The organism is Lentzea sp. NPDC042327, assembly GCF_040647275.1.
In the GTDB taxonomy this organism is placed as follows: domain Bacteria; phylum Actinomycetota; class Actinomycetes; order Mycobacteriales; family Pseudonocardiaceae; genus Lentzea.
On the sequence record NZ_JBEZBX010000003.1, the window covers coordinates 649171 to 670667 of the forward strand.

The window sequence follows — 21497 nt, forward strand, 5'->3', positions numbered from 1 at the left end:
TCGAGTTCACCCTCGCGAACGAGCCTTCGGGCACCGGCACGGACCGCCTGGAGGCCGCGCTGCGCGTTGCCGGGGGCTCCGTGAACGACGAGGCCCTGCCCGCGACGTCCTTCGTGCCGATGCCACCGAAGCCCTTCACCGGCGACGTGGTGGCCGACGCGGTGCACGGTCGCGAGGCAGAGCCGGACCTGAGCGGCACGCGGGAGGACGCGGCCTCTCTCCTGCCGGATCCCGCGGTCGAGGACATCCCGCTCGTCACCCTGGTGAGGTCCGAAGTGGACGGTGCTGCGGTCGAGGACGGCGCACCCTCCGCGGAGGAGTCCTCAACCGCCGGAGGCCTCGACCTCCCCGGCGACCGGTCCTCGGGGCTCGTCACCCAGCGCGGTGAGATCGCGGGCGGCGCGGCGGTGGACGCCGCGATCGACGCGCTGCTGCCCGAAGGCGAGCGCAAGGGTGTCGAGCACTTCGTGACGGCGTTGAAGACCGGTGTCGGCGGGTTCCTCGGCGACGGGCGGTCGGAGGACGTCGAGATCGGCGGCAAGCACTACGAGCTGCACGCCAGGACGCGCTACCTCTGGGACGGCGCGACGGAGAGCGGAACGGCGTCGCGGTCGGTCGGGCTCGACGGTCCCACCGGCAGCGCGACGCTCTCGGCGGCGTCGAGCGCGGCCCAGGCCAACTCCGCGCTGGCGCTGGTCCTCATCCCCGCCACCCCGGGGTTCACCGCGGTCGGCACCGTCGGGGCCTCCACCGACGCCAGCAACTCGGTCGCGGTGGGTGCCAGTGCGACGGCGAGCGGCGGCCGGCAGGTGGCCGTGGCGTTCCCGACGCGGGACGTGTCGGTGCCGGTGTGGATCGAGCTGACCCTGCGCGACGCCCGCGGCCGGGTCGTCGGCGACCCCGTCGAGGTCGGTGACGTCGTCGCCGACCTCTCGGTGCCCGACGTGCCGGGCGGGGAGCCGGGAGGCGTTCTCGCGGACGGCCCGGCCTTCGTCGAGTCGGTCCACATCGGACGGAACGCGCCGGGCAGCTACCGGGGCAGGCCGCTGCCGCCGGACGCGGACGGCGAGCACCGGCTGTTCGACAAGGTCGTCTCCGCGCTGCCGGGCTCGCTGGTGAAGCCGGGCCGTCCCGGACGCAGCAACCTGAGGGAGTTCCTCGACGACAGCACGTTCAAGAAGCGCTACCAGGACATGGCCGTGACCGCCGAGCAGGCCGAACGCGGGCACGGCTGGGTCCGGTCCGAGATGCTGTTCACCGGCAAGCACCCGTTCGTCGCGTGGCTGCACACGCCGAGCGCCGTCGAGATGCGCCTGGTCGAGCGCGAGGAACCGGTGGTGCTCCGCACGCTCGACGACGTCACGTTCACCGACGTCGAGTCGATCGGTGCGGAGGTCTCCGACTCGGGCACCGCCAGCCACGGCGCCAACTCGAAGATGATGGCCGGCCCCGGGTTCGACCTCGGCGTCGCAGGCCTGGTCGCCGGTCCGGTGGTCATGGGCGGGGTGGAAAGCGCGCACAAGCAGTCCATCAGCCGTTCCGGCGAGGTCAAGCACACGAGCACCCGGCGTGGGCGCGCGCAGCAGGTCGAACGCGTCTTCGACCTCCAGGTGCGGGTGCCGGGCAAGCCCGCGATGACCTTCGCCGGCGATGTGCGCGCGGTGGAGTGGCGTGAGGTCACGGCCGAAGTCGCACCGGAGACGGACGCCGTGCCGCCGCGCCGCCTCTACGGGCCCGAGGCGCTGGAGTCCGGCCGGGCCCTCGCGGGAGCGTCGCTGGAGGTGTCGCAGGTCGCGTCCCAGGTCCTCGGCCTGATCGAGAACTCCATTCGCACCGTTCCCGGCCACAAGCGGTGGTACCTCAGCAGCGACCGGTTCCTGTCCCAGTTCGACGACCCCTCCGCGGGCAGGACGATCGGCCGCAAGCTCCAGGAGGCGCTGAGCCGCAGGGACGCCCTGCGCAGCCTGCTCACCGACCGCGAGCTCGGTCTGCTCGCGGACCGGGCGCTGTCGGCGGACGGTCTGCGCATCCCGGTGCAGCCCAAGCACGGCTGGGGCCACGACTACCACGTGTCGTTCACGCTCAAGGCGTCGATGTCGGACCTGCGCGACACCGGGGAGGTGCGCACCGCCGCCGACCCCGCCGTGGTCACCACCTCCGACACGCAGGCGACCCAGCACACCAAGTCCCGCACCAAGTCGACCGGCATCGGCGCGGCGGGCCGCGTCACCGCCACGATCACCGAACGCGCCGTCGTCGTCGTGGCGTCGCTCTACAGCGCCTTCGCCTGGACCAGGTCCGGGCTCTCCGGCGTCACCGCGAAGCGGGGCGAGGAACGGCGCGAGGGCGGCGCGCTCGACGACACCGGTGCCGTCGTCGCCGAGCCGAAGCACCGCTTCACCGCCACGGTCGACTGGACGCTCAGCGGCCAGACCTACAAGCGCCACAACGCGATGGTGCGCGGCCTGAGCATCGGCCGGCCCGGCCTGCACGTGCCGCGGACGGAGCCGGTCACCCTGGTCGACCCGGAATCGGGCGCCACCTCGGAGGAGACGACGTTCCGCGTCGAAGCCGACGTGTGGGTTCCCGAGGCGCACGTGTCGCGCATGCGGCCCGACCCGGTCGTCGTGGAGCGCACCTTCGGGCGCCAGGACCAGCCGCACGTCCGGTTGCGACCGGAACCGGACGCCCCGGTGTCCGCCGACCCGTTGCGCCGCGGCCTCTCCCGTGACCTCGACGGCATCAGGGTGCTGAGCTTCGAGGGGTTGGCGCACGTGCGCGCCGCCGTGAAGGACGCCCTCACCCGCGCTTCGGGAGACCCTGCCTTCTCGTTCGCCGAGTCGGACAACAGCGTGCTGGTCGACACCGTGCTGTCGCCCGACTCGGTCATGGCCGACCAGCGCGTCTTCAGCCGCACCACCGGTGTCCGCGGACTGCAGTGGGCGCGGCGCCGGGTCAAGCGGTTCGCGGCGGCCGAGGTCTCCTTCCAGCCCCGCAACGTCGAGGTGCTGGGCGAGGGCTGGCGGCAGGCGGTGACGTCCACCGCGGTCGAGACGGGTGTCGGTGCCGGCAAGGAGTTCACCGCGGCGGTGACCGCCGCGGCCGACCTGACGGCGTTCGCCTTCTACAAGGACGTCACGACCGACGGCAAGGAGGGCGCGACCGTCAAACCCGGTGCGCTGCTGGTGATCGAGGGCGACCCGATGGTGCTGGAGAAGTCCAGCACCGAGGACGTCGCCACGGACGTCGCGACCGGCACCTCCACCGCGCGGCAGCCCGAGCGCCTGCACCTCGTGCGGTTCGGTGTGCGGACCACGGTCGTCGCGGAGGTGCGGTCGCGCCGCTGGCGCAACGCCTGGGGCGTGCTGCGGCCCGCGGCTCCGGCGACGGCCAACGAGCAGTTCGACCTCCCGCGTGCCGTCACGGCCTGGGTGACCACCGCGCAGCTGGACGCCATCCGCACGAAGCAGGCCGAAGAGGACGCCCGCGTCCGCGACCTGGCCACGAGGAGCGATCCCGCCACGTCCGCGCTCGCGGCGCTCGCGGTGACCACGCTGGCCGGCACGGCACCGGCCGCTCCCTCCGCCGTCGCCGACGCGTTCGCGGACGACCCGGCCGCCGCAGTGGACGACGAGACCGGGGAGACGGCAGGGGACCGGGTCGTCGCACCTCCCGCGTTCCTGCGTCCCGGCGAACCGCTGTCGGTGGGCCTGGGCGTGGTGGACGGCGTGGTGGACCTGCGGTCCGTGCTGCCCGAGCTGCGCCGCGACCTCGAACGCTCGCTCGGCCCCAAGCGCGCCCGCCGCCTCATCCCGCTCTCACCGTTGAGCACGGGCCACGACAACTACGCGGCCATCAGCTCGTGGCTCTCCGACGCGCAGACCACGCTGGAGGACTCCGCGCGCGGCGGCGTTCCCCAGCCGTTGCGCCTGGAGGACCGGACCACCGGTGAGACCTACGACGTCGTCATGACCAACGAGCTGCTGGACCGGCCGGTGTTCGCCGGCCTCGAACACGGCGGCGTCAAGCAGACCAGGGGCACGACGACGCTCGGTTCCCGGGTCCGCACCTTCACCAGGACGTTGCTGCGGCTGGAGCCGGTGGTGCTGCCCGCACTCCAGGCCGGCGGCCCGGCGCCGGACGAGAACGTCTCGCGCAGCAACCCGTACGCGATGATGGGCGGCGGCGTCATCGGCGACGTCCTGCTGGGACGCAAGAAGAAGACGACCAAGAAGACGCACAAGGTCGTGCGTGAGAGCAGCGCCGAGACGTCCGGCACATTCGCCAGGTTCCACGTTCCCGTCGAGTTCACCGTCGCGATCGAACGGCACGGCCGGCGGGTGGCGGAGGCCGGTGCCGCGCACGACGTCTCGATCCTGCACCTGCCGGAGGACACGGTCCCCGCACGCCCCGCCGCGGTCGTGGCCCCCGTCGTGCAGCCGGAGGAGGAAGCGGAACCGGATGCGCTCACGCGCTGGCGCGGCGACACCGGCCTGGGCCGCGGCTGGGCCGGGCACCTCAGGTTCGACGTCGGTGACCTGGTCGCCGCGGCCGAGCTCGCCCACCGCGAGGGAACGGGACTCCGCGAGGTCCCCGCGGACGTCCGCAGCGCCCTGCGCACCACCCTCACCGGGCCGCGCTTCAAGGCGTTGCTCCCGTTGCACGCCACCACCGGGACGCCCCTGGAGATCCCGCTCGGCGGCGGCCGGTCACTCGAACTGCACGCGCGCAGGACCGGCACCCCGACGCTGACCGGCGTCTCGGCGCGCACCACCGTCTCGACGCAGGGCAACAGCTCCGGCACCGAGACCGTGGCGGAGGAGTCGGCCGCCGAGTTCGGCATGGCCGCCGGCCCCCTGCTCGGTCCGGGCGGCACGCAGCCGCCGGGCCACGAGAAGTTCGGCGAGCAGAAGACCCTCGGCGGCGGCGCGGCGTTCGCGGTGCCGCTGCGGGTGGTGGGCGGCACCGGCTCCGAAGGTGAGGCCGAGGCCGAGCACCACCACGACGGCGAGTCCGTTCCCGCGTCGAGCTCGACGGGCCTGGCGGGGCTGTGGCTCAACGACATCGAGGTGCGGTTCGTCGCCAGGACCAAGGGCCGCAGGGGGCACCGCGACCGCGCCGCCGTGGTGGACTTCGAGGTCCGCGACGCGGTCGTGCTCGTCGACGACGACCACCAGGACCGCATCCCCGCCGAGCTCGCCGACACCGCCCGCACCCTCGCGGCGGCCGACGCGACGCTCGTGGCCGCAGCGTCCGCCCTCACGGGAGCGCTCGACGCCGCTCAACGCGACGTCGAGGGTTCGGCGGAAGCGTTGGCGCGGGCGGAGAACGCCCACGCCGACGCGCTCGACGCCTGGTGGGACGCCCTGCACGCGCATGAGGCTCAGGTCGGCACGCTCACCGAACCCGCTGACGAGCACCTGTTGCCGCCGCTCGACCTCGGCCCCCGCGACACACCGGCCGAGCTGCGGGACCTCCTCGACGACACGATGGAGACGCCCGTTGCCGTGGACGAGTCCGGTGCACGGGTGCCCGCACCGCGTCCCGGCCCGAACCCCACCGCGGAGATCCGCCTGTCCCCGGCAGCGCCCCGGCTGACCCCCGCCGACCGGGTTCGCGTCGGCCGGGTCCTCGGACGGGCGGGCGAGCTCTCCGCCACCGGTCTGGAGATCGTCGCCCACGGCGACCTCACCGGTCCGGCACCGGCCGCCGCGGTGTCGGCGGTGATGGCGGAGATCACGCGCTCCGCCCGGCGCGGTGCGGGAACGGCGCCGCGCCCGCCCGTCCAGGTGGAGATGAGGCACGTCGCGGAGGCCGGGGACGTCCGGGTGGAGTTGCGGGCCGTGCTCGCTGCGGACGACGCACCGCCCGTCCGTGGTGATGTGCCGCCGAGTCCGGAGGAGGTGCGGCCGGCTTCGGTGGAGCTGCCGCCGTTGTCGGTGGAGTTGCCGCCCTTCTCGGACGACGTGTCGTCGTTGTCGGACGACGTGCTGCCGGTGCCGGACGACGTGTCGTCGTTGTCATCGGAGGATCTGTCGCTGGTGTCGGGTGATGTGTCGCCGTTGTCGGAGGATTTGCCGCTGGTGTCGGGTGACGTGTCGCCATTGTCGGACGACGCAACACCGGTGTCAGGTGATGTGTCGCCGATGTCGGACGACGCCCCACCGGTTCTGGCTGAGGTGCCGGTTGCGGAGGACGTGCCGCCGACGCCGGACGACGCACCACCGGTCCCGGACGACGCACCACCCGCCTCGCACGAGGACGGCTCCACTCCGCCACCCCGGCCGCTCGCCGCGCCCGCCGATGACGCCGCGCCCGCCGATGACGCCGCGCCCGCCGCTGAGGTCGCGGACACCGCGGACACCGACCCGGCCGGCGACACTCCCTCCACTGTGGACCCGGAGCCGAAGCCGGAGGTCGACTCGACGGCCACCGTCCGCGACGGTGTGTCCACGCGTGCCGACTCAGCGGCTCCGCCGGAGGAGGCGGTCGTCGAGGTCTCGGGCGAACCGATCAGGACGGAGTCGGGCACCACGTCCTTCGCGGGCCTTGACGACCTGGACGCTGCCCGCAGCGGTTCACCGCGGACCGTTCCGGCCGGGCCTGAGCAGCGGCCGGAGTGGACGGATCCGCGGCAGCCGGCTCCGGTGTGGTGGCAGAAGATGCCCGCCCACGCGTTGAGCGCGTTCCACGACCAGGCGCGCAAGATCGTGGAACGCCACTCGGTGCCGCCCATGTCCCTGGGAGAGCCCAGTGCGCAGCAGGTGGAGCAGCGGAACAAGCACGAGCTCGCCGTGGAGGTGGTTGCCCACCACCTCTACACCACGGACCAGGGGGTGTCGGCGGTTCCGGCCCTGAGCCCGGACGATTTGGTGCGCACACTGGCGAAGGACCTGGGACTTACGAGCCCGCGCGGGCCCCGTGGTGGAGCGCCCGGCGATCAGGACCTCCCGGTACGACCCGATGCCTCCTCGTCGAGCGCGCAACCGCTACCCACGGGGGGCGAGGCCTACGTGGGCAGCAGGTTCAGCGACGAGGAGATCGAGGACAAGATCCGGAGGCGGCATGCCGAGCATCCTCGCGAAACGCAGAAGGACACCCTCAACGCTCTGCGTCTGCAGGGTGTCACGGGCAGCGACACGCGGCTCCTGAAGCTCTACTACAAGGCCACGGGTGTCGTCCCCAGGAAGAAGCAAACCTGGACCGACAAGCAGATCGAGGATCTCATCCGGAAACACCTCTTCGGTCACAGCACCGCCGAGGAGGTTCGTGAAGCACTTCGCGCGGAGGGCGTCCGGGTCAGGAACGAGCGGTTCCTGAACGCGTACCACAGGGTTACGGGAACCGAATCCCGGCCGTACCTGTTCGGGTCCGACGAGGAGAAAGCCGAGTTCTTGCAGAGGCAGATCCTCGCGGGTGGGACTTTCGAGACCGCCATCGAGGCGGCTGGCCTGATCGGCATGGCGGCCACCCACGAGAAGTGGCAGGCCCTGTACCGCCAGGCGGAAGAAAGGGTGAACCAGGACCGCAGCGGGGAGAGGCGGCACGAGCCGGGCGCGTCCGGCTCCTCGGCGAAACGTCCGGTTTCCTCCGTCGAAGGTGTGGTGACCTCACAGCACAAGCGAAGCAGGCCATCGGTCGCCGGCGCGGTGGCGAACGAGCTGGTGGCCCTGTCCCTGGAGGAGAACAGCCCCACTGCCACTGCTGCTGCGCTTGGGTTGCGTGTCGTCGACATCGCACCCGACGGCGACCACTTCTACGCCGCCGTGCTCGCTTCCGTGCCTGAGCGGGTGTGGTCGGCCCGGCTCGCCGAGCTCGGCGTGGACGTGTCCGTGGCGGGGTTGCGCCAGGCCACGGCGGATGCCTACCGCCGCGTGAAGCTGCCCGAGCTGGGCGGACGGAGCCTGGAGGGCATGAGGCTCCCGGCGGATGCGGTCGAGGAAGGTCTGCGCACTTCAGGACAGTGGGACGGCGAGAGCGTTGACGTCGCTCCGCGGTTGGTGCCCGGAGTGTTGAAGATCAACCTCAAGACGATCGCCCACGACGGTCGGCTGTCGACCAACGGCGTCGTCATCGACGACAGCCTCGACACGTATTACGTGGTCCACGACGATGTGGACCACTATCAGGCAACCACCTCGCTCGACGACGCCTCGAACGTCCCCGCCCACGAGCCGTCGGACGACGAGCGGGACCTCGAACTCGTTCGTGAGCGCATTGCCGGTCATCCCGATGACGACGACAGCACGATCCTTGCGATGGTTCGCGCAGGGGGCGCCACGAGTTCCGACCACCGGCTGCACGAGCTGATCGGCGAGGTGCGGAAAGAACGCTTGCAGAGTCTGATGCGCGCTGTCAGGCGGCGGGCGGACGAGCCGAGGGCGGTCAAGGACCACGGCGCCATCACGCGTTCGATCCACGAACGCCTCGTCGAGGATCCTCTCGCCGACAACGAGTCGATCGTTCAGGCCCTTCGTGACCGGGGTGTCGTCCTCGGGACCTCGGGACTGGTGAAACTGATCAACGACATCAGGCTCGCCACCGTCGCAAGCGACCTCGGGCTGCGCGTCGTCGACGTCCCACCCGGCAAGGACTCCTTCTACGAAGCCGTGCTCAAGTCCGTGCCCGGCGATGTGTTGTCCGCCAAGCTCGGTCAGGAAGGGTCCGTGACCGCGTTGCGCCACGCCACGGCGGATGCCTATCGTCGGCTCAAGGCGCGCGAGTTCGGCGTGCGGCACCCGGACGAACTGGCGCCGGACGAGGTCGAGAACGGTCTGCGCACGTCGAGGCACCAGAACGCGCAAAGCGGTCAATGGGCTCCGCAGCTGGTGGTCGACGTGCTGGGCGTCAACCTCAAGACGATCCACGAGAACGGCTGGGTCTCGACCCATCCCGGCTTCGACGACGGACTTCCCGCCTATCACGTCGTCCACCGTGATGGGAACGACTACCAGGCGACCGAGCGCGCGACTCTGCCGGACGAGGTGCGCGAGCGGGTCGTCGCTTTCGTGCCGGCCGTTCACAGCAGGGACACGCTGCTCGATGCGTTGAAGCACGTCCAAGCCCGCCAGTACCCCGCTCTGAACTTGACGAGGGGGCCCAGTGGCGTCCCGGTCAGTCCCGTCACCGCGGAGCTGGTCGGCGAGTGGGTGTCGGCCATGCGGGAGAACCGGCCTGCGTTGACGCCCGTGGAGATCGCGCGGCTCTCCGGCGGTCTGGTCACCGCGGAGGCGGTCGAGCGCATCCACCGTGCCGCTCGCGACACCACGCCTGCCGCACCCGCTGCGCCTGCGGTGCCGGGGGATGCGGACCTGCCGAGTGACGACCGGCTCAAGGACATGATCCCGGATACCGGGCACCGCCGGGCGACCGCCGGGTTCTCTGCCGCCCAGGACGCCTTGATCCACGCACCGGTCGGCGACCCGGACCGGCCACGTCCGAGCGAGCTCGCCGTCGGGCCGCTCGCCGATCGGGAGCTGCCGGTGCGGTCCGGCCCCGCCTCGTCGCCCACGGAACCAGCGCCGGTGCTGCCGGGCGCCGAGGACGGCTCGCACGGCGAGAACCCGCCGGTACCGGGAACACCGTCCCGTCCCCGCAGGGGGTTGAGCGACGATCAGGTCATCGCTGCGGCTCGGGAGTACCTTGCCGAGAATCCTGATGCCGGCATCATGCTGCTCGTCGAGGCCGTACGTCAGCGGGGCGCCACCGGCGGCGAGGAGCTGCTGCGGCACCTGGTTCACAAGGCGAGGGGAACCGAGGCCCAGTCTTCTGGTGTCTCGAGTGACGAGGAAATCGAAGGTTTGATCCGGGAGCACCTTGCCGAGAATCCCGATGCCGGCGTCGTGGCGGTCAGGGACGCCATTCGTCTGCGAGGTGCCATCGGCGGCGACGGGAAGTTGCGGAACCTGGTTCACCTGGTCAGGGGAACCCAGGTCCAGGCCTATGGTGGGTTGAGTGAAGATCAAATCAGTGATTTGATCCGGAAGCGTCTTGACGAAAATCCTGGCGAGCGCGTCAAAGACATCATCAAGGCTGTTCGCAGGCAGGGCGCCACTGGCGCCGACCTGTATTTGTCATCGTTGGTTCACGACGCCAGGGGAACCCAGGCCGAGGCCCGTAACAAGTCGAGTGACAGTCAGGTCATCGAGTTGATCCGCGAGTATTTCGCCGAGACGCCTGATGCGGGTGTCTGGACGACTGTCAAGGCTGTTCGTTCGCGGGGCGCCAGTGGCGGCGACAAGCGGTTGGGGGACCTGGTTCGCCAGGTCGTTGATGAGCGGAACACCGGGTTGATCCGTGAGCACGTTGCCGAGCATCCCGAAGACGACTTCAAGGCGATCGTCGATGCTGTCACCGCGCGGGGCGCCATCGGCACCGAGGAGAGGTTGCGGCTCCTGGTCAGCCAGGTCACGGAAATCCAGGGCGGGTCGGAGGAGGATCAGGTCAAGGACTTGATCCGCGAGCACATCGCCGACCATCCCCGCGACAACGTCAAGGCGATCGTCAAGGCTGTTCGTCAGCGTAACGGCGCCGGCGGCACCAACAAGATGATGAAGCTGATCAAAGCTGTTCGGGACGAGCGGGCCACGCCGAGGGCGACCGGGGAGCACGGCATCGCGGCGGGTGCGGTGGAGGAGGGGCTGGGAACTTCGTCAGCGGAGGAGCACGGCCCTTCCGCGCAGTCCGCTGCGGCCGCTGCTCGGCTGGGGCTGCGAGTCGTCGACATCGAACGCGACGGGGACTGCTTCTACGAAGCCGTGCTCAGGTCCGTGCCCCAGGACGTGTGGTCGCGCCGGCTCACGCAACTCGGCAGGAATGCGACGGTGCTGGGTTTGCGCCACGCCACGGCGGACGCCTACCGCGGCCTGAGGAGGCTGGAGCTGGGTTGGCAGAGCCCGGACGACCTGGGCCTGCCGGCGGACGCGATCGAGATCGGGCTGCGCACCCAGGGGCACTGGGCAAGCGAAAGCGGTGACTTCGCCCCGCAGTTGGTGCCCGGAGTGCTGAAGATCAACCTCAAGACGATCACGAACGACGGCGGGCTGTCGACCAACGGCGTCGACATCGACCCCGGCCTCCGCACCTATTACGTCGTTCACGACGGCATCAACCACTACCGGGCGACCGCGCCGCTCGACGCCGCCCAGGACGCCTCGATCCACGCACCGGTCGGCGAACCGGGGCCGTCGCGCGCGGAACCCCTTGCGACAGCCGGTACCGAGGACCGCTCGCACGACGAGACCCAGCCGGCACCGGCAACCCGGGCACCCGCTCAGGAGAAGTCGGCTGACGAGCGGGACGTGGACCTGATCCGCGAGCACGTCGCCCGTCATCCCGACGACGGCGACGCTGCGGTTGTCGCCACGGTTCGCGGATGGGGCGTCACCGGTTCTGACGACCACCTGCACAGGCTGGTCGGCGAGGTCAGGAACGAACGGTTGCAGCGTCTGACGCACTTCGTCAGGCACGGGTCGGATGAGCCGGGAACGGTCGAGGAACAGCGCGCCGCTGAGCGTGTGATCCACCAGCACCTCGTCGAGAACCCCCTCGACGACACCGAGTCGACTGCTCGGGCTGTTCGTGAGCAGGGGGTCCTCCTCGGAAGCACGTGGTTGACGAGGCTGATCGACGACACCAGGCTGTCCATTGCCGCCGACGGGCTCGGGCTGCGGATCGTCGACGTCGCGGCCGGCCGGGACTCCTTCTACGAAGCCGTGCTCAGGTCCGTGCCCAGGGGCGTGTGGTCCGCCAAGCTCGACCGGTTCGGGCAGGAAGGACCTGTGGCGGCGTTGCGTCAGGCCACGGCCGATGCCTACCGGCGCCAGAGGTCGCGCGAGCCCGGCGAGCAACGCCCGGATGAGCTGGAGGCGGACCAGGTCGAGGAGGGACTGCGCACTTCGGAGCATCAGAACGCGCACAGCGGCCACTGGGCTCCGCAGTTGGTGGCCGACGTGCTGGGCGTCAACCTCAAGACGATCCGCAAGAGCGGCTGGGTGTCGACCCATGTCGGTTTCGATGACGAACTTCCCACCTATTACGTCGTTCATCGCGATGACGACAAGTACCAGGCGACCGAGCACAAGGACCTGCCGACCGCCGTGCGTGAACGGGTGATCGCCTTTGTGCCGCCTGACCGCGGCTGGAACACGCTGCTCGATGCCTTGGAGTACGTCCAAACCCACGAGCACCCCGCTCTCGACCTGACGAGGAACGCCGGCGGTGTCCCGGTCGACCCCGCCACCCAGCAACTGGTCGGCCAGTGGGTGGAGGCCATGTTGGGGAGTCGGCGTGCGTTCACACTCGCGGAGGTAGCGGAACTTTCCGGCGGCTTGGTCACGGCGGACGTGGTCGAGCGCATCCACCGTGCTTCCGGCGGCACCGCGCCTGTGACACCCGCCGCGCCTGTGACACCCGCCGTGCCGGCCCCATCCGCTGCACAGGTGGCTGTGGAACCGCCGAGTGACGACCAGATCAAGGATTGGATCAAGGAGTATCGCGACGGTGATCCCGGCAGCGGTGTCAAGGCCATCGCGCGTGCCGTTGCCCGACGTGGCCGTGTGCCCAACGACAACTACCTGCGCGCTTTGATCTACGAGGTCATGGCGAGTTCGGTCCGGCGCCGGCAGTTCCGTGACGACCAGATCAAGGACTTCATCCGCAAGCACGTTGACGAGTACTTCGAAGACACCAACAAGATGATCAATCTTGCTGCTCGTGCGCACGGTGTTGCCGTTCAGACATCGCGGTTTTCGGATCTGATCTGGGAGGTCAGGCGGTCTGCCCTTGCCGCTGCGCTCGGGCTGCGCATCGTCCGCGTCGCGCCCGGCAACGACGCCTTCTTCGAAGCCGTTCTCGCGTCCGTGCCCGAGGACGTGTGGTGGACTCGGTTCTGGCAAGTCCGCCGGGAAGCGTCCGTGCGGGGTTTGCGTCACGCCACGGCGGATGCCTACCGCCGCCTGAGGTTGCGCGTGCTGGGCGAGCAGCACCCGGATGCGCTGGAGGTGGATCAACTCGAGACCGACCTGCGCACTCCAGGGCGCTGGGACGCGCGCATCCACGACCTGGCTCCACAGTTGATGGTCGACGTGCTGAACATCAACCTCAAGACGATCAACAGAGAAGGCAAACTGTCGACCAGCGACGCCTTCTCCGACAACCGGGACACCCACTACATCGTTCACGACAGTGGCGTCAGCTACCAGGCGACCGTCCCGGATGCCTCGGCCCAGGCGCCGGTCGGCGCACCGGGACCGCTCGTGACCGCTGCGGGATCGTCCGCCGGTGTCCAGGGCAGCTCGCACGACGAGAACCGGCCGATGTCGGAAACCCGGGCTCCCGCTCAGGAGAACGCGGATGACGCGCGGGACGGGGACCTGATCCGCAGGCATCTCGCCGAGCATCCCGGAGACGACTTCGCGGCGATCTTCAAGGCTGTCGGTCCGCACGCCACCGGCACAGAAGGGAAGTTGCGACTCCTGCTCTTCCAGCTCACCGGTGAGCAGGACGACAGCGCGTGGAGTCCGAGCCAGATCAAGGACGTGCTCAAGGACTACCACGAGGCCCACCCCAAGATCAGCATCACGAACACCGTGGACGCTGTCCTCGCTCAGGGTGTCGCAGCTTCCCGCGCGCGAGTGGCCGCCCTGCTCCGCGACGTCATGGGAACCCCGGTCCGGCATCGCAACAAGTTCACTCGAACCCACGTCCTGGGTTTGATCCGCAAGCACCTCGAGCAGCATCCCGGTGCCGACCAGGTCTCGACTGCCGCAGCCGTTCGCAAGCAAGGCGTCTCCCTCGACAACGAGGAGATGCTCAACCTGCTCCGCCTGGTCCAGCAGTCCATCGCCGCCGCTGAGCTCGGGCTGGACGTCGTCGAGGTCACCACCGGCCCGCACGCCTTCTACGAAGCGGTGCTCAGGTCCGTACCCGAGGACGTGTGGTCGCGCCGGCTCGGGCAACTCGGCAGGGAAGCGACGGCGCTGGGTTTGCGCCAGGCCACGGCGGACGCCTACCGGAACATGCCGTTGCCCCACCTGGAGTCACGAAGCCTGAACGAGCTGGGGCTCCCGGCGGACGAGGTGGAGCAAGGCGTGCGCAACCCGGGGCCTCGGGACGTGCGGAACAGCCATTGGGTCTCGACGTTGATGCCCGCGGTGCTGGGCGTCAACGTCAAGACGATGACTCTCAAACGTGGCCGGCTGGCGGCCGAGAACGTCCTGATCAACGACGAGCTCCCGACCTTCTACGTCGTTCGCGACGGTAGCGGCCACTACCGAGCCACCATCCGGCTCGAAGCCGCCCCGCGGAACGACGAGGCGACGGGCAGCGGGAGCTGGTCGGCGCCGGACGCCCCGGCACCCGCTCAGGAGAACGCGGGAAGCCGGGATCACGGCGTGCGGACCGACGACCAGATCAAGGATCTGATCAAGGAGTACCACGGCGGCCATCCTGGTAGCGCGGTCCGGGAAATCGTGAACGCTGTCAGCGGTCAGGTTTCCGAGGTCGACCCCGATCGGGTGCGTGCCCTGGTCTACGAGGTCGTCACAGCGTCGGTACCCGTCAAGAACCTCGATGATGAGCGGATCGGGGAGTTGATCCGCGTGCACCTCGCCGAGTACCCCGACGACACCGACAAGGTGATCGTCCTGGCTCTTCGCGTGTCGGGTGTGGCCACCAGGAAAGCGCGGTTGGCGGATCTGATCCACAGGGTCCAGCAGTCCGTCGCTGCCGCTGGGTTCGGCTTGGGCGTTGTCGAGGTCGCTCCCGGCCCGGACTCCTTCTACGAAGCCGTGCTCAGGTCCGTGCCCGAGGACGTGTGGTCGCGCCGGCTCACGCAACTCGGCAGAGAAGCGACAGCGCTGGGTCTGCGCCACGCCATGGCGGACGCCTACCGCCGCATCTGGCTCCCGGCGGGCGAGGTGGAGGAAGGACTGCTCGTCCTGGAGCGTTCGCCCGTTCCGGGTCACGACCTGGTCCCGCGGTTGATCGCCGAAGTGCTGGGCGTCGACGTCAAGACGATCCGCAAGAACGGCCGGTTGGCGACCACCCTCGCCCTCGGTCGCATCCTCCCCACCTATTACGTCGTTCACGTCGGTGCCGATCACTACCGCGCGACCGCCCCGCTCGCCGTCGTCCAGGGTGGTGGCTCGGTCCACGCACCGGACCTGCCGCGTGTGACCGTGATCGATGATGGGATCTCCGCCGTTCACACTCCGCCGGAACCGTCCGGCCCCGCCCCATCGCACGCGGAACCACCCCCTGCGGTGGAGAGCGGCTCGCACGACGGGAACCGGCCGGCGCCGGAAACCCAGCCCTCACGTCAGCAAGCCCCGCGTCAGCAAGCCCCCGGTGAAGCCCGGGTCGAGAACGCCGAGCAGTCCGTCGCCGCCGCGGGGCTCGGGCTGCGCATCGTCGACGTCACAACCGGTCCGGACTCCTTCTACGAAGCCGTGCTCAGGTCCGTGCCCGGGGCCGTGCTGTCGGATCGGCTCGGGCGCCTCGGCCAGGAACCGTCCGTGACGGGTCTGCGCAACGCCACGGCGGACACCTACCGCCGCATGAAGCTGCCCGAGCGGGGCGGGCGGAGCCGGGACGAGCTCGGGCTCCCGGCGGATGAGGTCGAGACCGGTCTGCGCACGCCGGGACGTTCGAACAGGCAGAGCGCCTTCTTGGCTCCGCAGCTGGTGATGGAGGTGCTGGGCCGCAACCTCAGGGCGATCCGCGAGGACGGCCGGCTGTCGACCCACAGCGCTTTTGGCGAAGACGTCCCCACCCATTACGTCGTTTTCGACGGTGACGACAACTATCGAGCGACCGAGCTCGTGGAGATGCCGGCCGCGGTGCGTGAACAGCTGATCGGGTTCGTGCCGCCCGCGTACGGGTTGGGCACGTTGCTCGATGCGCTGAAGGACGTCAAAGCCAAGGTGTTCCCCGCCCTGGGGTTGGAGAAGGACCCCAGCGGTGTCCTGACCGATCCCGCCACCCGTGAGCTGGTGGACCGGTGGGCGTCGACCATGCTGAAGCACCGGTCCGGGTTCACGCCCGCGCAGATCGCGGAACTGTCCGGCGGCCTGATCGTTGTGCGGCAGGACGAACGCGTGCACGACGTCCCTGACGACACCCCGGCCGATGTCACGGCCGGCCCTGTGGAGTCCGCTGTGCCGATGGGCACGGACATGCCGGCCGTGGTGCGTGAGCGGGTGATCGCTTTCGTGCCGCCCGCGTACGGGTTGGGGACGTTGCTCGACGCGCTGAAGGACGTCAAAGCCAACGCGCACCCCGCCCTGGACCTGACGAGGGACTCCAGCGGCATCCCCACCAACCCCACCACCAGGGAACTGGTCGGTCAATGGGCGTCGACCATGCTGAAGCACCGGTCCGGGTTCACGCCCGCGCAGGTCGCGGAACTCTCCGGCGGCCTGGTCACCGGAGCACTGGCCGAGCACGTCCACACCCTCTCGCACGAGACCCCGTCCGACGTCGTCGCCGCACCCGCCGCACCGGTGCGTGCTGATCTGCCGGACGAGGTGCGCGACCGGATCGTCACCCTGGTGCCGCCCGCACACGGCCTGGCCACGCTGCTGGAGGCGTTGGAGCACGTCCAAGCCAACGTGCACCCCGCCCTGGACCTGACGAGGGACTCCGGTGGGGCCCCGGTCGACCCCGTCACCCGCGGGGTGATCGGGCAGTGGGTGCTGGCCATGCTGGAGCACCCGTCCAAGTTCACGCCCTCGCAGGTCTCGGAGCTGTCCGGCGGCCTGATCGCCACGCACCAGGTCGCGCACCTCTACAACATCGCCGACGACACCCCGCCCGACGTCGAGGGCATGACGTGGTTGGACCAGGGACGGCGAAAGCAGACCTTCGCGGCCGAGGAGGCCGCGCTGTCCCAGGACCTGTACGTCTCGCACGCGATCACCCACAGCCTGCAGCCGATCATGGGGATGGACCAGCAGTTCCCCTGGCGCGACCCGGCCAACCCGCTCTACGCGGTCACGCCGATGCTCGCCGGGCCCGACGGCGACATCCACCCCGTGATCCGCGCCGAGGTCGACCAGATCACCGTCCGGGTCGCCAGGGGCAAGAAGCTGGTCGAGCGCATCGCCGCCGACCCCGACGACCACCGCCTGCCCCCGATGACCCCGGAACAGTTCCGCGCGCTGTGGAAGGAGTTCGAGTACAACATGACCGAGCGCCTGCGCCACATCGTGGCCACCGCGGTCAACCCGACTCCGGAGAGCATCACCATCGCACCCCCGCGGCCCCAGCACCCGACCGACCTCATCTACGTCGGCCGTGTGAAGCAGCGGCACGTCCAGCCCCGGGAGGAGGTCCTGGTCGGCCAGTACCAGCTCCTGCTCGCCAACCCACCCGGCAGCGTCCCGGTCGACCAGCAGCCGCTGCTCAGCCAGGCGAAGTTCCTGGAGTTCTACCTCGGTGGCATGTTCGACTTCCGCAAGGACCACGACGGGCAGCTGGAGGAGGAAGCGCAGTGGAGGGGACTGCACCCGCACTACCCGGGATACCTGTTCCACGGAGGTTCTAGGACGAAGCAGAACCTCATCAGCGCCGAAGGAGCAGGCAACTCGACCGCCTTCGCGAACTCCGTCCTCACCCCTGACGGCAAGATCGACCACGATCGCGTCAACGTCGTGTTCCTCGGCATCGAAGCCGTGTTCCCGGACCCGAACCACCCCGAGGGCCTCCTCCAGGTCGGTGGCGGCGTCCAGGTCGCGTTCGACAACGCCGTCGACCCCGCCGCGAACCCCTTCGGAATCCTGCTGGCCGACTACTCCGACGAGTACGAGTTCCCCAAGATCAAGCAAGAACCGCAGGACCAGTGAGCACGAGCGCTCCCGGGAACAGGGCGTCGGCACTGCCGGCGAAGACGTGAGGGACGAGGATGGAGAACATGACCGAGAGCACCGAGGACACCAGGGACAGCGGGCCGCTCGAGAACTGGTTCCTGCTCATGGACCCGGCGTGGGCTCCGTCCGAAGAGGACGAACTGCCGCCGGCGCAGGCCGTCGTCGGGCTGTGGCCGGTGGAGGGCGACGGCCGCGTCGGCCGGTTCCGGGCCAACCCGGACTACGTGCCCGCCGACGAGCACTCGCCGACGGACCCGCTGGACGCCGTGCTGAGGCTGGTCCTGCACGGCGGCGCGGAGGTGGAGCACATCCAGCTGATGCTGCGCGACTGCCTGTTCGACATCGCGCTGAACGGGGACGGCAAGCCGCTGGTCGTGCAGTCGCCGGACGACATCGCCTGCGTCGTCGTGGCCACCGCCGAGCCGCACCGCAGGAGGGTCAGCTCACCGCAGTGGCGGCGCATCGACCTCGACGAGCTCGTGATGCTGCTGGCCGACGGTGTGGACGTGCTGTTCAACCCCGGCGGCCCGGCCTCCGTCCGGCTCACCGGCGACTTCATGCGCGAGACGTTCATGATGAGCGACGACGAGGTGTCCGCCGTCCACGACAGGTTCCGGCAGGAGTCGGGCGTGCGCGTCGTTCCCTGGGGGCCGGGGCAGGACGAGACGCCGGCCGAGCAGGACTCCGCCGCACCGCGGTTCAGGACGGAGGCGGAGGCACCGGCCGCTCCGGAGGCGCGGCGGTCGTGACCGGGGTCCGGGAGGACCGGTTCCCGCTCGCCGGCTCCGCGTGGTCGCGAGGAGGTGACTGCGTGCCCGGCCGGGCGGGTGGCTGCTCGGCGACCTCCGCCCCGTCCGGTTCCGCCGCCGGCTCGCCCACGGGTGCGGCTCGCGGGCCTTTCTGCTGCTCCGCGGCGCAGCGCCGGAGCAACCGGGGGTCGATTCCGCTGGGCGACACGGTGTCTCCGTCCACTGACGAGCCTCTCCTCACGTGCCCCGCGGCGCGGCCTTCGGTGCAGCTTTCGGAGGCTGGAGGGGCCGATCACGACTTCGGGTCTCGTTTGGTCGTTCGCCGCCCGTTAGCTTGATCTTTCCGCGCCCCGGCAGACCCCGGTCAGCTCGTGCGGCGGACGGAAGAGGTGAGAGCACGCGCTGCGAGGAGACGAAGCGGTGAACCGTTGGGACCGATGTGGCGACGAAGGCATGATCGGTGTGCTGTCCGGGGGTGAGGTCGAACTGCTGCGGTCCCACGCGGACGGGCTCGTCCTGATAGCGGAGCGGTGGCTGGCCCGGTGCCGGTGGGTGGACGGCAGCACCCGCGGCTCGGGTCGCCTGGTCGCCGACGAACCGGTGTACGACGAGCGCATCACCGCGATCGTGCGCGAGCACGTGCCCGCGGGTGCTGCCGACTGGGAGATCTCGTGGTGGGCGCCGGTGCACCTGGCGGAGACCGCGGAGGCGGCACGGCGCGTCCTGCGCACGCTGCCGGAGTCCGGCGGCGTGGTGCTGCTCGAGACCGCGCGGGACGTCGACGCCTGGTGCCGGCTGATCGGCGACGTGCTCGCCGCCCTCAACCCGTGCGGCGACTGCTGCGAGGACGGGCCCACGAGCGCTCAGGCGTGGCTCGAGTCGTTGCTGGGGCCACTGCTGGTCGGCGTCACGGCGTTGTGACCGCGGACGGCGGGAGGCCGTCCGCGGCCGGTCTCAGATGAGGCCGTGGCGCAACGCGTAGGCGACCGCGTGGGCGCGGTTGCGCAGGTTGAGCCTGCTGAGCAGGTTGTGCAGGACGTTCTTCACGGTGCGCTCGGAGTAGATGAGCCGCTCCGCGATCTCGGCGGTGTCGAGGCCGTCCGCGAGGAGCCTGATCACCTCGGTCTCGCGCAGCGACAGGCCGGCGAGGGTGAGGTCGCGCGGCCCGAGGGTCGTCTCCTGCAGCTGCTTGAGCCCTCGCAGGACGTTGCCCAGCTGCTCGGCGGGCAGGTCGCCCCGTCCCTCGCGGGCGTCGGTGATGGCGCGCAGCAGCCTCGTCCTGGCCGTGGCTTCCGCGCGCGGCACCAGCACGACGAGTCCGTGCTCGATGGCCGTCCACAGCTCCGCCTGGCGGAGCTCGTCCGCGATGAGGACGAGGCGGGACGTGCCGGGCTGGAACGCCTCCTGCAGGCAGTCGTCCGCGACGGCCACGGTGACGTCGGCGTTCTGCGGGTCCGTGACGATCTCGATGCCGGGCGTCGGCCGCAGCATCGCGAGCAGGCCCGATGCGATCAGCGGGTCCGAGGCGTGGACCAAGACCCGGATGGCCGTGCGGCTTGCGTGCCCTGGTGCCAGGGGGCGCCGGCCGTCCGGCCAGGCGGTCTGCGAAGTCATGTTCACAGGAGACCGTGCGAGCCACGTGGAAGGCCAGCGAGAACGGGGGGCAGGTTTGCGAAACGACAAAGCTGCCTGTCGACCGCCGGTGCCTGCCGGTGCCCGGACGCGGCTGCCGGGAAGCTCGAACTTACCCCTGGTCCACCGGGTGGGGACACGGCTGTTTGCAGCCATATCACCGGGAAGTAATCGATCTCTCGACTCGAACTCTGCCTTCTTGAGGGCCGCGTCTCAATCGGTACCGCCGCATCAGGTGCGTTTGGGCATCATGCGGTTCCTTTCAGGTTCGGAACCGGTCCGTTCGGGGGCGGACGCTCTGCTTGTGCCCGTTTACTGCTGATGTCCGGTCACGGCGAGCAGGCCGAGGGAGGCGTGCGGTGTCCTATCCCCAGTCCGAACAGGTCGAGCAGCTGAAGAGCCAGTACGAGCGGCAGTTCGCCGAACTGCGCGAGACGCAGCGACGGCTCAGTGAGCTGTCGTGCACCGTTACCGCTCCCCGCCGGGTCGTGGCGGTGACCGTCGGGCACGGTGGCGTGGTGAAGGACGTGAAGTTCCCGAGCGGCGCCTACAAGCGCATGACACCGGCAGAACTGGAGTCCGCGGTCCTGAAGACCATCACGGACGCGCAGCAGCAGGTGGCGGACGAGGCCGCGGACGTGATCGCGCCGACGCTCCCTCCCGGGGTCGACGCGCGCAAGCTCTTCTCCGGGGACGTGGACCTGCAGTCGCTGCTGCCTCCCACGCCCGAGCTGCGCCCCACCACCCGTGACGTCATGAACATCAGGGACTGAGCGCGATGATCAAGTCGGAGAACCCCGGCGAGGACGCTTCCGGTGACGAGCAGAGCGGAGGCGGCAGCAGCAGGCCGGCCCCGTTCAACCTCGGAGACGGGTCGGGGCGGATCTCCGTCGACACCGACCAGCTGAACCGGGGTGCGGCGGGCTTCGAGTCGGCTGCCGACCGGTTCCGCCACTACGCGAACAGCAACAGGGAGCTCGCCTCCTACGCGCCGTTGCCGTCCGGTCAGGGCGACGAGAGCTGGAACGCGTTCGCCCCCAAGTACTACAAGCGCTCGGAGGAGTACCTGAACGGCCTCGCCAGCCTGGCGAAGGCCATCGGCGTCATCGCCGGCAGCGTGAAGCAGTTCAGAGCCTTCTGCGTGGGCACGGAGGAGAACGCCACGGACATCTCGCTGAAACTCAAGGATGCAATGGGCCCCGGGAACGCGCCCGGCCAGAAGCCGGACGGTGACGGCCGCCGCTGACAC

6 protein-coding genes (1 of these 6 running past the window's edge) are annotated in these 21497 nt (G+C 70.1%); 5 read left to right on the top strand and 1 reads right to left on the bottom strand.

Features of this window, described 5'->3' with window-relative positions; translation table 11 throughout:
- From AB0A63_RS10840 to AB0A63_RS10850, 3 genes are all read left to right on the top strand, one after another.
- Positions 1-17843, top strand: the 3' portion of a protein-coding gene (locus AB0A63_RS10840) for a hypothetical protein (RefSeq protein ID WP_360388210.1). The gene continues 16861 nt to the left of window position 1, outside the view; the window shows 17843 of its 34704 coding nt (coding positions 16862-34704); its start codon lies beyond the left edge, outside the window; its stop codon occupies positions 17841-17843.
- Positions 17844-17911: 68 nt separating this feature from the next.
- Positions 17912-18616 (top strand): type VII secretion system-associated protein, encoded by a 705-nt coding sequence (locus AB0A63_RS10845; RefSeq protein ID WP_360388213.1) that lies wholly within the window; start codon positions 17912-17914, stop codon positions 18614-18616.
- Positions 18617-19036: 420 nt separating this feature from the next.
- Complete coding sequence (locus AB0A63_RS10850; RefSeq protein WP_360388215.1) at positions 19037-19537, top strand: hypothetical protein; 501 nt, start codon at positions 19037-19039, stop codon at positions 19535-19537.
- Positions 19538-19570: 33 nt separating this feature from the next.
- Here AB0A63_RS10850 and AB0A63_RS10855 read toward each other — a convergent pair whose 3' ends face one another.
- Positions 19571-20230: a response regulator transcription factor gene (locus tag AB0A63_RS10855; RefSeq protein WP_089919718.1), complete on the bottom strand. Its 660-nt coding sequence runs from the start codon at positions 20228-20230 to the stop codon at positions 19571-19573.
- A gap of 377 nt (positions 20231-20607) precedes the next feature.
- On the opposite strand from AB0A63_RS10855, the gene AB0A63_RS10860 reads away from it, so the two are divergent.
- Together AB0A63_RS10860 and AB0A63_RS10865 are read left to right on the top strand one after the other, a co-directional pair.
- Positions 20608-21021 carry a YbaB/EbfC family nucleoid-associated protein gene (locus tag AB0A63_RS10860; protein ID WP_360388218.1) on the top strand — a complete coding sequence of 138 codons (414 nt, stop codon included), beginning with the start codon at positions 20608-20610 and terminating at the stop codon, positions 21019-21021.
- A gap of 5 nt (positions 21022-21026) precedes the next feature.
- The gene (locus AB0A63_RS10865) at positions 21027-21494 is read left to right on the top strand and encodes a hypothetical protein (RefSeq protein ID WP_360388220.1); all 468 of its coding nucleotides are present in this window, start codon (positions 21027-21029) and stop codon (positions 21492-21494) included.
- Positions 21495-21497: the final 3 nt, after the last annotated feature.